The organism is Amycolatopsis sp. AA4 (genome assembly GCF_002796545.1).
In the GTDB taxonomy this organism is placed as follows: domain Bacteria; phylum Actinomycetota; class Actinomycetes; order Mycobacteriales; family Pseudonocardiaceae; genus Amycolatopsis.
In genome coordinates, this window is sequence record NZ_CP024894.1 from 5,089,354 (window position 1) to 5,103,282 (window position 13,929).

Below are 13,929 nucleotides of genomic sequence, written 5' to 3' on the forward strand. Positions count from 1 at the left end.
CTTCAGTCGTTTTCGGCCGCACCCGCAATGCCCTCGGCGATCGCGGGCACCAAGCCCTCGTCGAAGACGCTGGGCACGATGTGCTCCCGGTCGAGGTCGTCGCCGACCGTCGCGGCCAGCGCGTGCGAGGCCGCGAGCAGCATCCGGCCGGTCACCCGCGCGGCGCCGGAGTCGAGCAGCCCGCGGAACATCCCCGGGAACACGAGGACGTTGTTGATCTGGTTGGGCAGGTCGCTGCGGCCGGTCGCGACGATCTCCGCGTGCTCGCGCGCGGCGTCCGGATCGACCTCCGGATCCGGGTTGGCCAGCGCGAACACGATCGCCCGGTCGGCCATCCGCGCGAGGTCGTCGCCCTTGAGCAGGCCGCCGACGCTCACGCCGACGAAAACGTCCGCGTCCTGCAAAGCGTCTTGCAGGCTGCCCCGGACCGCGTCGCCGCGGTTGGTGTTCTCCGCGAGCCACTGCTTCTCGCCGGTCAGGTCGCGCTCGCTGTGCAGGGCGCCCTTGCTGTCGCAGACCACGATCCGCTCCGCGTCGAAATCCGCCTTCAGCAGCAGCCGGGCGATCGCGGACCCGGCCGCGCCGGCGCCGGAGATCACCACCGAGGTGTCCCCCGGCGTGCGGTCGGTCAGCTTCAGGGCGTTGTGCAGGGCGGCGAGCACGGCGATCGCGGTCCCGTGCTGGTCGTCGTGGAAGACGGGGATGTCCAGCTCGTCGTGCAGCTGCCGCTCGACGGTGAAGCACCGGGGCGCGGCGATGTCTTCGAGGTTGATCGCGCCGAAGGACGTCGCGAGGTCTTTTGCCGTGCGCACGAGGTCTTCGGGTTCGCGGCTGACCGGGCAGATCGGCCAGGCGTCGACATCGGCGAACCGTTTCAGCAGCGCCGCTTTGCCCTCCATCACCGGCAGCGCGGCGGCCGGGCCCTGGTCGCCGAGCCCGAGCAGCGCGGAACCGTCGGACACGATCGCCACGGAGTTGCTGCGCACCGTTTCCCGCGCGAGCACCGACGGGTCCTCGGCGACGCGTTTGGCCAGCTCGGCGACGCCGGGGGTGTAGTGCTCGGCGAGGTCGCCGGCGTCGTCGAGCCGCACTCGGGTGGTGACCTGGATCTTTCCGCGACTGCTCATGGCAGCCGGATACCCGGCGGGGCGGCGGCGGAATCGTGCTCAGCCCGAGCTCCGTCTCCTGCCCCCTCCCCGGCCTTGGCGGCCAGATGTCCGTGAGGGGAACCGTGAGGGAATCTGAGTACGTGAGGGTTCCCCTCACGTACCTTCGCCTGGCCCGGCGGGGCGGCGGCGGAATCGTGCTCAGTCCAGCACGAGCGCGGCGTCCGGTTCGGTCACCCGGAAACTGAAGCTCTCCTCCAGGTACAGCGTGAGCGTCTCGGCGTCGTGGTGGCGGTAGCCGACCGAGAGGTCCTGGCCGAGTTCGAGCACGAAATCCCCGCCGGACAGGCTCAGCACGACCGCCCCGGCCAGACCGGGCGTCCGCTTGACCCGGCCGCCGCCGAGCGCCCGGCGGAGGTGGTCGAGCACGAGAAGGCCGCCGTTTTCGGTGCTCTCCACGATGGAGGTGTAGCCGTCCGGGTTGATCGCGAGCGCGTACGGCCCCTCGATTCCGTTGCACCGCAACGTGTTCACCGCGTTGGCGACGACGTGCGGATAGCGTTCCGGATCGGCGCCCAGCGTCCCGTGGTCGTACGGGCTCGCCTCGACGATGCCGGTGATCCCGGCGTCCGGCCAGCCGTGGAACACCGCCCGGTTCTCCAGCAGGCCCACCTGGGCGGCGGCCTGGTCGAGGTCATCGAACTCCAGGTCGGCGGCGCCGCGCTCGGCGTCCTCGAGTTCCCGGCGCTCGACGGTGAACGGCACGCGCACCTCCACCAGCGGCAGCACCCGGCGCTGCTGGGCGAGCGTCTCGCGCTCGCGGGCGGCGTCCGGCGGATCGATCCGCCGGGTCCGGCCGAGCGGCGTGGCCGAGTGCGCCCAGCCGTGCGGGCCCTCGACGTCGACCATCTTGCGCGCCGCCAAGTGCGCCGCCAGCCGTTCCCGCGCCTCGTTGTCGATCTGCTTCCAGCCCTCGGCCGGGATCGGCGCGAGCTCGCGCAGCAGGTGGTTCACGGTGTTCCCCTCTCGTCAGTCCTTCAGGCCGCCGATGCCGAGCGAACCGTCCGCCGGCGGCGTCTTCCCGGCTTTCCGCTCCTGCTCGGCGACGTAACGCTCGGGGTCGACGTCCCCGGTGTCGATGCCCTTGGCGCCCTCGTGCTCGGCCTTGAACGCGAGGAACTTCCGGCCGAGTTCCTCGCGCAGCCCCGGGTCGGCGTGCTTGCGGAAGTCGGCGAGCGCGTCGTCCTCTTCCTCGGCCATGTGCTCGCTGTTGGCGGTGCGGGCCTGCCGGACCGCCGCGTGCCAGGCCGCGCTGCCCGCCGGGTGGCGGCGGGTTTCGGCGACCGCGTCGCGGATGTCGTTGTGGTCGCCGACCGCGTCGAGCGTCTCGTCCTCGGCGTCCGCGCCGCGCTGGATCAGCTCGGGGTAGAAGACCGCCTCCTCGGCCGCCGCGTGCAGGTCCAGCAGGTCGGCGAGCGGTTCCCAGGCCCGCGCCAGCTCGTCCGGGCGGTCGAGGTCGTCCAGCGCCGCGAACGCCCGCCGGAACCGCTCGTGATCGTCGAGGATCAGGCTGGTGATGTCCGTCATGGCCCCCGACGTTAGCTCCCCCGGCGGCGGCGCGCTCGTCGTGTTTGCCCGAGGCCCGTTGCGGGTAAAGAGATCCGATGGTCGCGCGTCAGGAACCGGGAGCCGAGCCGCCGGACACCACCAGCCTCGGCAAGCTCCGCGAAGCAGCCCGCGAGTGCCGCGGCTGCGGCCTTTACCGCGACGCCACGGCCACGGTTTTCGGCGAGGGCCCCCAGCGCGCGGACATCTTCGCCCTCGGCGAGCAGCCCGGCGACCAGGAGGACCAGCGCGGCGAGCCGTTCGTCGGCCCGGCCGGACGGCTGCTGGACAAAGCGCTCGCCGACGCGGGGCTGGACCGGGATTCCCTCTACGTGACCAACGCGGTCAAGCACTTCAAGTTCAAGCTGCGCGGCAAGCGCCGGATCCACGAAAAACCGGCGCGGTCGGAGGTCGTCGCGTGCCGCCCATGGCTGGTGGCCGAACTGCGGGCCGTTCAGCCGCGGCTCGTGCTGCTGCTGGGCGCGACGGCGGCGCAATCGGTGTACGGCACCAGTTTCCGGCTCACCCGGCATCGCGGCGAACGGCTGGATCCGCCGGAAGAGTTCGCCGATCTGTTCGCTTCCGCGGTCGCCACCGTGCATCCTTCCGCGGTGCTGCGCGCGCCCGACCGGGACACCGCGTACGACGAGTTCGTCGCCGACCTGCGCGGACTCTGACGTTTGCCCGTGCGGGCAAGGGGAATCCGGCCGCCATGAAAGCAGTGACCTGGCACGGCAAGCGGGACGTGCGAGTCGACGACGTCCCGGACCCGAAAATCGAGGAACCGACCGACGCCGTCGTGCGGGTGACCTCCACCGGCATCTGCGGCTCCGACCTGCACCTGTACGAGGTCCTCGGCCCGTTCATGACCGAGGGCGACATCCTCGGCCACGAGCCGATGGGGATCGTCGAGGAGGTCGGCAGCGCGGTGAGTTCGCTGAAGCCCGGCGACCGCGTCGTGGTGCCGTTCAACATTTCCTGCGGCCATTGCTGGATGTGCGAACGCGGGCTGCAGTCGCAGTGCGAGCTCACCCAGGTCAAGGACCAGGAAAAGGGCGCGGCGCTGTTCGGCTACACGAAGCTCTACGGCCAGGTGCCCGGCGGGCAGGCCGAGTACCTGCGCGTCCCGCAGGCGCAGTACGGGCCGATCAAGGTGCCCGACGGCCCGCCGGACGAACGGTTCGTCTACCTGTCCGACGTGGTCCCCACGGCGTGGCAGGCCGTCGACTACGCGGACGTTCCCGACGGCGGTTCCGTCGTGGTCTTCGGGCTCGGCCCGATCGGCCAGATGGCCGCCCGGGTCGCGCTGCACCGGGGCGCGGGCGAGGTGATCGGGGTCGACCTCGTGCCGGAACGGCTGGCGCGGGCCCGCGCGCACGGCGCGACCACGCTGGACCTGCGCGACCACCGGCGGATCGGCGACGCGATCCGCGACCTGACCGGCGGTCGCGGCGCGGATTCGGTGATCGACGCGGTCGGCATGGAAGCGCACGGCGCGCCGATCGGGAAACTCGCGCACAACCTGGTCGCGCTCCTGCCGCAGACGCTGGGCGCGAAGGTGACGGAGAAGGCCGGGATCGACCGGCTGAGCGTGCTGTACGCGGCCATCGACAGCGTCCGGCGCGGCGGCACGATCTCGCTGTCGGGCGTGTACGGCGGGATGGCCGACCCGATCCCGATGATGGAGCTGTTCGACAAGCAGATCCGGCTGCACACCGGACAGGCCAACGTCCGCCGGTGGATCGACGACGTCCTGCCGGTGCTCACCGCGGACGGCGATCCCCTGGGCGTCGAAGGCTTCGCGACGCACAAGCTCCCGCTGCGCGACGCGCCGCGGGCGTACGAGATGTTCCAGAAGAAGCTCGACGGAGTGCAGAAGATCCTGCTCGAACCAGCCGCATAGCCAGAGGTCCGTGAAGGGCCCGTTGAGGGAATCAGATTCCCTCAACGGGCCCTTCACGGACCGCTTCGCGCTGCGCGAGCCGTTCCCGCTGCGGGACCACGACGTACTTCGGGTCCTTTGTGGACTCCACCCCGGCCGCGTACACGCCGAAGCGCGTGCACAGCCCGGAAGCCAGATAAGCCGCCCCGGAGGCAACGCCCGCCACGCGATTGCGACGCGCGGCCAACGACAACGCCGCTCCCGCCGCGGTAAGCACCTTGGCCGCCTTCAGCAACCGCCCGGCACGGCCGGTGCGGTACGGCTCCGAAGCCAGCCCCAGACCGGTCTCCAGGTGATGCTCCGCGGCCAGCTCCGCCGCGGCCCCGGCCAGCCCGGCCCGCACCACCGGCCCGTTTTCCTTCTTCGGCACGGCAATCAGCGCGATCCCCGCCCCGCTGGTCAGCGCGCTGCCCGCGAACAGCACGGGCAGCGTCCCGTGCGCTTCGTGCCAGGACGGGGTCGCCGTGTCGGCCAGCAGCACCGCGGTGTACGTGCACATCGCCGGGCCCAGCACCCCCGCCCCTACGCCGGCCAACCGGCCGAGCCGGGGGAAACGCCCGGTCAGCGTGGAAAACGCCGCGCCGGCGGCCAGGCCGGAGAACGGCGACAGGATCCACGAACCCACCGACAGCGGAGAGGTCGGCTTGAACACGCGCAGCATGTTCAGGAACCGAGTCGGCTTGCCGAGGTCGTGGATCAGCGCCACGACGCTGGCGATCGACCCGCCCGAAGCCGCCAGCCGGCCGACCTTGGCCAGCTCCGGACGTCCGGTGGCGTCGGCCAGCGCGGCCAGCGACGCCGACGCACCGGCCGCGCCGCCGAGGAACAGGTACAGCGGGACGTCCGGCTGCTTCCAGGCGGGCTCTTTGAGGATCGGCCTGCCGTAGTAAGACCGGAATTCGGCGGGCTCGACCATCTCCCGTTCGCGGCGCGGGCTCATCGGCGCCGTCCCAGGAACGAGACGACCAGCGCCGCGGCCGCCCCGGCGGCGGTCGTCGCGGCCCGCTTCCACATCCGCGGCAGGTCGCGGGTCGTCACGACCGGGTCCGGCGGGAAGCCGTAGACCTCGGGTTCGTCCAGCAGCAGGAAGAACGCGCCGTCGCCGCCGACCCCGTCGTCGGGGTCGTGCCCGTAGAGCCGCGCCTCCGGCACGCCGTCCTCGTGCAGCGCCGACACCCGCGCGCCGGCGCGTTCGCGGAGTTCGTCCAGCTCGCCGAACTGGATGGAATCCGTCGGGCAAGCCTTGGCGCACGCGGGTTCCATCCCCGCGCCCAGCCGGTCGTAGCAGAGCGTGCACTTGAACGCGCGGCCGTCGCTCTCCCGTTTCTCGATCACCCCGTACGGGCACGCCGGAACGCAGTAGCCGCAGCCGTTGCAGATGTCCTGCTGCACCACGACCGTGTCGAATTCGGTGCGGAACAGCGCGCCGGTCGGGCAGACGTCGAGGCAGGCCGCGTGCGTGCAGTGCTTGCAGACGTCGCTCGACATCAGCCAGCGCACGCCCGGTTCTTCCGGCTGCTGGCCCGGGGCTCCGACCGTCGGCATCCCCAGGTCGACCGCTGGCTGTTCGATGAACGCCACGTGCCGCCAGGTGTTCGAGCCGAGGTCGCCGGTGTTGTCGTAGGACAGCCCGAGCAGGTCCGGCGCGCTTTCGGCCTCCGGGACGCCGTTCCACTCCTTGCACGCGACCTCGCACGCCTTGCACCCGATGCACACCGACGTGTCGGTGAAGAAGCCCATCCGGGGCTGGGCGCCGTACTCAGCCATTCGCTCGCCTCCGGTACTCCGCCACGAACTCCAGCAGCGCCGGCCCGCGCGGCCGCCGTCCGGGACGGATGTCGCAGGTGGCCGCCTTGGCCTCCTGGATGTGCACGTTCGGGTCCAGCACGATCGACAGCAGGTCGTTCGCCGCGTCGCCGCGGGACAGGCCGTTCGGGCCCCAGTGGTACGGCAGCCCGACCTGGTGGACGGTGCGGCCGCGCACCTTGAGCGGTTTGATGCGATCAGTGACCAGCACGCGAGCCTCGATCGCCGTCCGCGCCGACACGATGGTGGCCCAGCCGAGGTGCACCAGCCCGCGTTCGGCGGCCAGCGCGGGCGAGACCTCGCAGAAGAACTCCGGCTGCAGTTCGGACAGGTACGGCAGCGTCCGGCTCATCCCGCCCGCCGTGTGGTGCTCGGTGAGCCGGTAGGTGGTGAACACGTACGGGTAGACCTCGCTGCGCGCCGGGTTGTACTGGTTCACCGGGCTGTCCAGCGTCTGCCGCACCGGCGAGGACTGCTGGCTGTACAGCGCGTTGCCGACCGGGCTTTCGAACGGTTCGTAGTGCGTGGGCAGCGGACCGTCGGCCAGCCCGGCGGGGACGTACAGCCAGGCTTTGCCGTCGGTCTGCATGATGAACGGATCGCGGCCGCTCAGCGCGTCCTGTGCCTTCGCCCCGTCCGGCGGCTCGTAATCGGGTGGCTTGGTGGCTTCGAAGTCCGGGACGTCCGGGCCGGTCCACTTGGCTTCCGCGGCGTCCCAGTAGACCAGCTTCTTGCGTTCGCTCCACGGTTTCCCGTCCGGATCCGCCGAGGCGCGGTTGTACAGGATCCGCCGGTTCGCCGGCCACGCCCAGGCCCAGCCGTTCGCGATCCAGTCCTGTTCGGAGCCGGGCTGCCGGTTCGCCGCGTGGTTGTGCCCGTCGGCGCGGACGCCGCAGTAGATCCAGCAGCCGCACGACGTCGACCCGTCGTCCTTGAGCTGGGTGTAGGACGAAAGCGGACCGTCCGGGCCGTGGCCGTTGATCTCCGCGAGCACGGATTCCGCGCTCGGCTCGGCGGTCGGGCCCTCGGTCGGATAGCTCCAGGCGAGGTCGCGCAGCGGGGCGTCGCGCTCGCCGCTGCCGGCGCGTTCCCGGATCAGCCTGCCGAGGTGGTAGTAGAACCACAGGTCGCTGCGGGCGTCGCCGGGCGGTTCGACCGCTTTGTGGTGCCATTGCAGCAGCCGCTGGGTGTTGGTGAAGCTGCCGTCCTTTTCGGTGTGCGCGGCGGCGGGCAGGAAGAAGACCTCGGTGCCGATCTCCTCGGGCTTGAGTTCGCCGGTCTCGATCTCCGGGCCGTTCTTCCAGAACGTCGCGCTCTCGATCAGCTGCAGGTCGCGGACCACCAGCCAGTCGAGATTGGCCAGCCCGAGGCGCTGGAACTTGCCGTTGGCCGAGCCGACCGCCGGGTTCTCGCCGACCAGGAAGTACCCCTTGCACTCCCCCGCGATCTGCTTCTGGACCGTCGCGTACGTCCCGTGGTCGCCGGTCAGCCGCGGCAGGTAGTCGAAGCGGAAGTCGTTGTGCGGCTGGGCGCTGTCTCCCCAGTACGCCTTGAGCAGGCTGACCGTGTACGAGCGCATGTTGCCCCAGAACCCGGTCTTGCCCGCGTCGGCCTCGACGAAACTGTCGAGGTCCAGGTGCTGGTGCGCGTGCGGCATCGGGATGTAGCCGGGCAGCAGGTTGAACAGCGTCGGGATGTCGGTCGAGCCCTGGATGCTGGCGTGCCCGCGCAGCGCGAGGATGCCCCCGCCCGGACGGCCGATGTTGCCGAGCAGCGTCTGCAGGATCGAGGCGGTGCGGATGTACTGCGCGCCGACCGTGTGGTGCGTCCAGCCGACCGAATACACCCAGGCCGTGGTGCGGTCGCGGCCGGAGTTCGCGGTGATCGCCTCGGCGATTTCGGTGAACTGCTCGACCGGCAGGCCGCAGATGTCGGCGACCGCCTCGGGCGTGTAGCGGGAGAAATGCCGTTTGAGGACTTGGTAAACGCAGCGCGGATGCTGCAGCGTCTCGTCGGTCTTCGGCTTCGTTTCGATCGCCGCGCCGCCGCTGCCGTACGACTCGGCGCGCGCGGAGGACTGGTGCTTCTCGCCGCCGTGGTGGCCGCCCGGCTGGTCCGGGTCGCGGGCGCCGGCCGCCGGGCTCGCGTCGGCGTCCTCATACGCCCAGGTCGAGTTGTCGTACTGGCGGTTTTCCGGGTCGAAACCGGAGAACAGGCCGTCGAGGTCCTCGGTGTCGGCGAACTCCTCGGTCAGGATCGCGGCGGCGTTCGTGTAGGCCACCACGTACTCGCGGAAGTCCAGCTCGTTCTGCAGGACGTAGTTGATCAGCCCGCCGAGGAAGGCGATGTCCGAACCCGCCCGCACCGAAGCGTGGACGTGCGCGACCGCGCTAGTGCGGGTGAACCGCGGGTCGACGTGGATGATCTTCGCGCCGCGGGCCTTCGCCTCCATCACCCACTGGAACCCGACCGGATGGCATTCGGCCATGTTCGAGCCCTGGACGACGATGCAGTCGGCGTTGGCGAGGTCTTGCTGGAACGTCGTGGCGCCTCCACGACCGAAGGAGGTCCCCAGACCGGGAACCGTGGCGGAGTGTCAAATACGGGCCTGATTTTCGATCTGTATCGCGCCGAGCGCGGTGTACAGCTTCTTCATCAGGTAGTTCTCTTCGTTGTCCAGGGTCGCGCCGCCGAGGCTCGCGAAGCCGAGCGTGCGGTTGAGCTTGCGGCCCTGGTCGTCGATGTCCTGCCACGTTGCGGCGCGGGTTTCGAGCACCCGGTCGGCGATCATGTCCATCGCCTGGTCGAGCGACAACCGTTCCCAGTCGGTGCCGTACGGCCGGCGGTAGAGCACTTCGGTGACGCGGCTCGGGCTGGTCACGAGCTGTTTGCTGGCCGAACCCTTCGGGCACAGCCTGCCGCGCGAGATCGGCGAATCCGGGTCGCCCTCAATCTGCGTGACGGCGCCGTCCTTGACGTACACCTTCTGCCCGCAGCCGACCGCGCAATACGGACAGACCGAACGGACTACCTTGTCGGCGTCCTCGGTGCGCGCGTGCCAGTTTTCCGAACCGCGGGATTTCGCCGCCGAGGCGCGCGCGGTGCGGTCGGGACCGGTCAGCTGCCGGTACACCGGCCAGCCTTCGATCCACTGCCGCATGCCCATGCCTGTCACGGTAATCCGTTCTCCGGGCGCGCGCAGCACGTCCGGCGGGTCCCGTCGCCGAGCGGTTCGGTGAGCCCGGCCGCGTCGAGGTGCTCCAGCAGCGGGATCATCACGCGGCGAGTGCTGTCCAGCGCCTGCCGCGCCCGCGACACGGTGAACGGCTCGCCGAGCGCGGCCAGCACCTCCGCCGCGCGCTCCGGTGCGTCCGGGCCCAGCACCACTCCGTCGGCGATCGCCCGCACCCGGCCCACCCGGACGGCGGCGGCCAATTCCCGTTTCCCCAGACCGAGTTCGCGCAGTTCGTCGGCTTCCGGCGCGCGGAACGGGTGCTCGGCGAAGCGCGCTTCGAGGACTTCGAGAGCGGCTTCCACTTTGGCGGTCAGGCCCGCGCCGGGCTTGCGGACGAGCCCGTCCTCGCGAACCAGCCCGCCGGTGAGGATTGCCGGGACGAGTTCCGCGTCCGGCAGGCCGAGCCGCTGCCGGAGCGCTTCGACGGGGATTCCCGCCGCCAGCGGATGTTCTCGAGTCCAGTCCGCGACCACCTCGGCGACCTCCGCGCGCAACCGGCTGAGGTGGGCCGGGTCGGCGTGCCAGCCGCCGATCCGTTCGCCGGCCTCCGGCAGCCCGAGCGCGCGGAAGTCCTCGTGGCGCACGAAACCCTCGCGGCGGAGGCAGTCCGAGCCGGGTTCCCACGCGGCCAGTTCTTCGCCCCGGGCTCGGGCGGCGCCGCGGCGCGCGAGCGACGGCGGCCGGACGTCCAGCACGTCGAATCCGGCCGGGATCCGGTGCTCCCCCGGGTCGCGCAGCAGCCCCCGGTCGCCCGTCCGGAGCGGCAGCGGGCTCGCCAGCACGAGCCGCGCGGTGTCCGGTCCGAGCGGGCGGACCCGGGCCGGCACCGCCGCGGACCCGAAGTGCAGCACGAGATTCCGGTGCAGGTCACCGGACGGCGCGCCGCGCAACCGGACGTCGAATTCGGTCGCCGGACGCCACGCCCCCGGGGTCAGCAGGACGTCGCCCCGCCCCACGGAATCCTTCGGCACGCCGCGCACGTTCACCGCGACCCGAGCCACCGCGGACACGCTTTCGCGCGGTTCGCCGAGCGCCTGCAACCCGCGGATCTGCACCCGGTTCGCGCCGAGCGTCAACTCGTCGCCGACGCGCAGGGTGCCGCCGCCCAGGGTGCCGGTGACGACGGTGCCAGCGCCTTTGATCGTGAACGCGCGGTCGATCCAGAGCCGGACGTCCGCGTCCAGGTCCGGCGGCGGCAACCGGCTGGCCAGCTTGGCCAGCTGCGCCCGCAGTTCTTCGAGCCCTTCGCCAGTCGCCCCGCTGACGCTGACTGCGGGCACCTCGCCGAGCGCGGTCGCCCCGATCTCCTCCAACGCCGCCGCCGTCGCTCTCGCGGGGTCGGCACGGTCGGATTTGGTGACCGCCAGCAGGCCGTGCCGGACCCCGAACGCGTCCAGCGCCGCCAGGTGTTCCGCGGATTGCGGCATCCACCCCTCGTCCGCGGCCACGACGAACAACGCGGCCGGGACCGGGCCGACGCCCGCCAGCATGTTCGGCACGAACCGCTGGTGCCCGGGAACGTCGACGAACGCGATTTCCTCGCCGCCCAGCCGGGTCCAGGCGAAGCCGAGGTCGAGGGTCAGGCCGCGGCGGCGCTCCTCGGCCCAACGGTCCGGTTCCATGCCGGTGAGCCGCCGGATCAGCGTGGATTTCCCGTGGTCGACGTGGCCGGCGGTGGCGATCACCCGCATCGGCGGACCGCCTCCCGCAGGGTCGCGTCGTCTGCCGGGGAAACCGTCCGGAGGTCGAGCAGGCACCGGTCCCGCACGATCCGGCCGACGACGGCGGGCTCGCCCAGCCGCAACGCCTCCGCGTACCGGACGGGCAGCGCGACCGCCGCGCTGGGCAGCTCGACTCCGGGCGCGCCGCCGCCACCCACGACCGCGGTCGAATCCACGGCCTCGGCGGCCACCCCCGCGTCCCGCAACGATCGGGCTAGAGCTTCGGCACGCTGGTGAAGCCCCTCCGCGAGAAGCGCCGCCCGCACAGGTGGTTCCGGCCCGCGAAGCGTGGCTTCGAGCGCGGCGAGCGTCAGTTTGTCGACCCGCAGCGCGCGAGCCGCAGGGTGCCGACGCAGCTGTTGCACCAGTTCGGCGTCTCCGAAGAGCAAGCCCGCCTGCGGCCCGCCGAGGAGCTTGTCTCCGCTCGCCGTCACGACGTTCGCGCCGTCGGCCAGCGCGGTCGTGACGTCCGGTTCGTCCGGCAGCAGCGGATGCGGCGCGAGCAGCCCGGACCCCACGTCGGCGACCACCGGCACGCCGAGCCCGGCCAGTTCGGCGAGGCTCGCTTCCGAGGTGAAGCCGGTGACCCGGTAGTTCGAGGGATGGATCTTGAGCACGAATCCGGTGTCCGGACCGATCGCCGCCGCGTAATCCGCTGCCGAGGTCCGGTTGGTGGTGCCGACTTCGCGCAACCGGGCACCGGTCGAGGCGAGCAGGTCCGGGATGCGGAACCCGTCGCCGATCTCGACCAGTTCGCCGCGGCTGACCACGATTTCCTTGCCGGGAGCCAAGGTCAGCGCGCACAGCAGCAACGCCGCCGCGTTGTTGTTGACCACGTGCACCGCTTCCGCGCGCGGCACCGCCTCCGCCAGTGCGGCCAGCGTGCCGCGGCCGCGTTTCGCGCGTTCCCCGGTTTCGAGCGAGAACTCCACGTCCGTGGCGCCGCCCGCGGCCACGATCGCGTCCAGCGCGGCGGCGGACAACGGCGCACGCCCGAGATTGGTGTGCACGAGGACGCCGGTCGCGTTGAGCACCGGACGCAGCGACGACACCGTCGCGGGCAGCCGGGCCACCACCTCCGCGACGACCTCGCCGGGCTCGATCTCGCCCGCCCGCGCCCGCTGCTGCGCCGCCGCGACCAGCGATTTCACCAGGTCGCGGCCGAGCGTTCCGGCGGCTTTCGCGATCCTCGGCTCGCCGAGCACGGCGTCGGTGCGCGGGATCGCCCGGCGCGGGTCACCCATGGCGGAGGCGGACGGGAATCGAACCCGCCAGCGGCAGGACCTGCCGCTCAACGGTGTTGAAGACCGCGCCGGTCACCAGGCCGGATACGCCTCCCTGGGGCATTCCGCCATCCTGCCAAGACCGTCGCGCCCCCGCATGATGAAACGCATGAGGCTGACCCAGTACGCCCACGGCGGCGGCTGCGCGTGCAAAATCCCGCCCGGCGAGCTGGAATCGATCGTCCGCGGCCTGTCCGGCGCCGCCCCGCAGGACCCGCCCGGCGAACTCCTGGTCGGCCTCGACGACGGCGACGACGCGGCGGCCGTGCGGATCGCCGGGAACATCGCCCTGATCGCGACGACTGACTTCTTCACCCCGGTCGTCGACGACCCGTACGACTGGGGCCGGATCGCCGCCGCGAACGCGCTGTCCGACGTGTACGCGATGGGCGGCGTCCCGGTGGTCGCGGTCAATCTCCTGGGCTGGCCGCGCGAGGTGCTGCCGTTCGAACTGGCCGCGGAGGTGCTGCGCGGCGGCCTGGACGTCTGCGCGGAAGCCGGCTGCCACCTGTCCGGCGGGCACAGCGTCGACGACCCGGAGCCCAAGTACGGTCTCGCGGTCACCGGCACCGCGGACCCGGAACGCTTGCTGCGCAACGATTCGGGCAAGCCGGGCACGCCGCTGACGCTGACCAAGCCGCTGGGGATCGGCGTGCTGAACTCGCGGCACAAGGCCACCGGCGAACGCTCTGAAGAGGCGATCGCCGCGATGACCACGCTCAACCGCGCCGCGTCGGCCGCCGCGCTGGCCGCGGGCGCGGTGTGCGCGACCGACGTCACCGGGTTCGGCTTGCTCGGCCACCTGCACAAACTGGCCCGGGCGAGCGGAGTCACCGCCCGGCTGGACCCGGCGGCCGTCCCGTATCTCGAGGGTGCGCGGGAGGCGCTGCGCGACGGTTACGTCAGCGGCGGCACTCGCCGGAACCTCGACTGGGTGCGGCCGCACGTCGAGCGGTCGCGGATCTCCGAAGAAGAGGCGCTGCTGCTGGCGGACGCGCAGACGTCCGGCGGACTGCTGGTGGCGGGCGAGCTTCCCGGCTACCCCGTGGTCGGCGAGCTGGTTCCCCGCACCGACCACACCATCGTCGTGGGCTGAGGTCCGTGAAGGACTCCTTGAGGGAATCAGATTCCCTCAAGGAGTCCTTCACGGACCTCAGCCGGGGCGCAGCGGAGCCGGGCGGGCATCGCGGATTGGCCGGGTTCCGAAGTGGGTAGCCCCTGCCCGAGGTGA

General features: G+C 71.7%; 11 protein-coding genes and 1 tRNA gene. 3 read left to right on the top strand and 9 right to left on the bottom strand.

The window, feature by feature from the left end; all coding sequences use genetic code 11:
* Window positions 1-2: 2 nt before the first annotated feature.
* From CU254_RS23555 to CU254_RS23565, 3 genes are all read right to left on the bottom strand, one after another.
* Complete coding sequence (locus tag CU254_RS23555; protein ID WP_009080018.1) at window positions 3-1,127, bottom strand: NADP-dependent malic enzyme; 1,125 nt, start codon at window positions 1,125-1,127, stop codon at window positions 3-5.
* A 180-nt stretch (window positions 1,128-1,307) separates the two neighbouring features.
* Window positions 1,308-2,120, bottom strand: coding sequence for a family 1 encapsulin nanocompartment shell protein (locus CU254_RS23560; RefSeq protein WP_009080020.1), 813 nt, complete (start codon window positions 2,118-2,120; stop codon window positions 1,308-1,310).
* 15 nt (window positions 2,121-2,135) lie between these two features.
* The gene (locus tag CU254_RS23565; RefSeq protein ID WP_009080022.1) at window positions 2,136-2,693 is read right to left on the bottom strand and encodes a hemerythrin domain-containing protein; all 558 of its coding nucleotides are present in this window, start codon (window positions 2,691-2,693) and stop codon (window positions 2,136-2,138) included.
* A 77-nt stretch (window positions 2,694-2,770) separates the two neighbouring features.
* Here CU254_RS23565 and CU254_RS23570 point away from each other — a divergent pair, with 77 nt between their 5' ends.
* Together CU254_RS23570 and CU254_RS23575 are read left to right on the top strand one after the other, a co-directional pair.
* The gene (locus tag CU254_RS23570; RefSeq protein WP_009080024.1) at window positions 2,771-3,388 is read left to right on the top strand and encodes a UdgX family uracil-DNA binding protein; all 618 of its coding nucleotides are present in this window, start codon (window positions 2,771-2,773) and stop codon (window positions 3,386-3,388) included.
* Between the two features lie 35 nt (window positions 3,389-3,423).
* A complete protein-coding gene (locus tag CU254_RS23575) occupies window positions 3,424-4,614 on the top strand; it encodes a zinc-dependent alcohol dehydrogenase (protein WP_009080025.1) in 1,191 nt (396 codons plus the stop codon).
* Between the two features lie 31 nt (window positions 4,615-4,645).
* On the opposite strand, the gene nrfD is transcribed toward CU254_RS23575, so the two are convergent.
* The 6 genes from nrfD to CU254_RS23610 all read right to left on the bottom strand — a co-directional run bounded on the left by nrfD (window position 4,646) and on the right by CU254_RS23610 (window position 12,753).
* Window positions 4,646-5,593, bottom strand: coding sequence for an NrfD/PsrC family molybdoenzyme membrane anchor subunit (gene nrfD / locus CU254_RS23580; protein WP_009080026.1), 948 nt, complete (start codon window positions 5,591-5,593; stop codon window positions 4,646-4,648).
* Entirely contained in the window at window positions 5,590-6,420 is an 831-nt protein-coding gene (locus tag CU254_RS23585; RefSeq protein ID WP_009080028.1) for a 4Fe-4S dicluster domain-containing protein, read from the bottom strand. The genes nrfD and CU254_RS23585 overlap by 4 nt, the downstream gene beginning before the upstream one ends.
* On the bottom strand, window positions 6,413-9,625 hold the full coding sequence (fdh, locus tag CU254_RS23590) for a formate dehydrogenase (protein ID WP_199841083.1): 3,213 nt from the start codon (window positions 9,623-9,625) through the stop codon (window positions 6,413-6,415). Before fdh ends, CU254_RS23585 begins: the two co-directional genes overlap by 8 nt.
* Before the next feature lie 5 nt (window positions 9,626-9,630).
* Window positions 9,631-11,385: a selenocysteine-specific translation elongation factor gene (gene selB, locus CU254_RS23600; RefSeq protein ID WP_009080034.1), complete on the bottom strand. Its 1,755-nt coding sequence runs from the start codon at window positions 11,383-11,385 to the stop codon at window positions 9,631-9,633.
* On the bottom strand, window positions 11,376-12,659 hold the full coding sequence (gene selA, locus CU254_RS23605) for an L-seryl-tRNA(Sec) selenium transferase (RefSeq protein ID WP_009080036.1): 1,284 nt from the start codon (window positions 12,657-12,659) through the stop codon (window positions 11,376-11,378). The genes selB and selA overlap by 10 nt, the downstream gene beginning before the upstream one ends.
* A tRNA-Sec gene (locus tag CU254_RS23610) sits at window positions 12,659-12,753 on the bottom strand. Before CU254_RS23610 ends, selA begins: the two co-directional genes overlap by 1 nt.
* Window positions 12,754-12,798: 45 nt before the next feature.
* Here CU254_RS23610 and selD point away from each other — a divergent pair.
* Complete coding sequence (gene selD / locus CU254_RS23615) at window positions 12,799-13,794, top strand: selenide, water dikinase SelD (protein ID WP_199841199.1); 996 nt, start codon at window positions 12,799-12,801, stop codon at window positions 13,792-13,794.
* The last annotated feature ends 135 nt before the right edge of the window (window positions 13,795-13,929 follow it).

Bases quoted from the DNA above. Each gene is read 5' to 3' on its own strand.
- nrfD (WP_009080026.1), bottom strand. From the start codon at position 5,593: ATGAGCCCGCGCCGCGAACGGGAGATGGTCGAGCCCGCCGAATTCCGG.
- CU254_RS23575 (WP_009080025.1), top strand. From the start codon at position 3,424: ATGAAAGCAGTGACCTGGCACGGCAAGCGGGACGTGCGAGTCGACGAC.
- CU254_RS23565 (WP_009080022.1), bottom strand. From the start codon at position 2,693: ATGACGGACATCACCAGCCTGATCCTCGACGATCACGAGCGGTTCCGG.
- selD (WP_199841199.1), top strand. From the start codon at position 12,799: ATGAAACGCATGAGGCTGACCCAGTACGCCCACGGCGGCGGCTGCGCG.
- CU254_RS23570 (WP_009080024.1), top strand. From the start codon at position 2,771: ATGGTCGCGCGTCAGGAACCGGGAGCCGAGCCGCCGGACACCACCAGC.
- CU254_RS23585 (WP_009080028.1), bottom strand. From the start codon at position 6,420: ATGGCTGAGTACGGCGCCCAGCCCCGGATGGGCTTCTTCACCGACACG.
- CU254_RS23555 (WP_009080018.1), bottom strand. From the start codon at position 1,127: ATGAGCAGTCGCGGAAAGATCCAGGTCACCACCCGAGTGCGGCTCGAC.
- selB (WP_009080034.1), bottom strand. From the start codon at position 11,385: ATGCGGGTGATCGCCACCGCCGGCCACGTCGACCACGGGAAATCCACG.
- selA (WP_009080036.1), bottom strand. From the start codon at position 12,659: ATGGGTGACCCGCGCCGGGCGATCCCGCGCACCGACGCCGTGCTCGGC.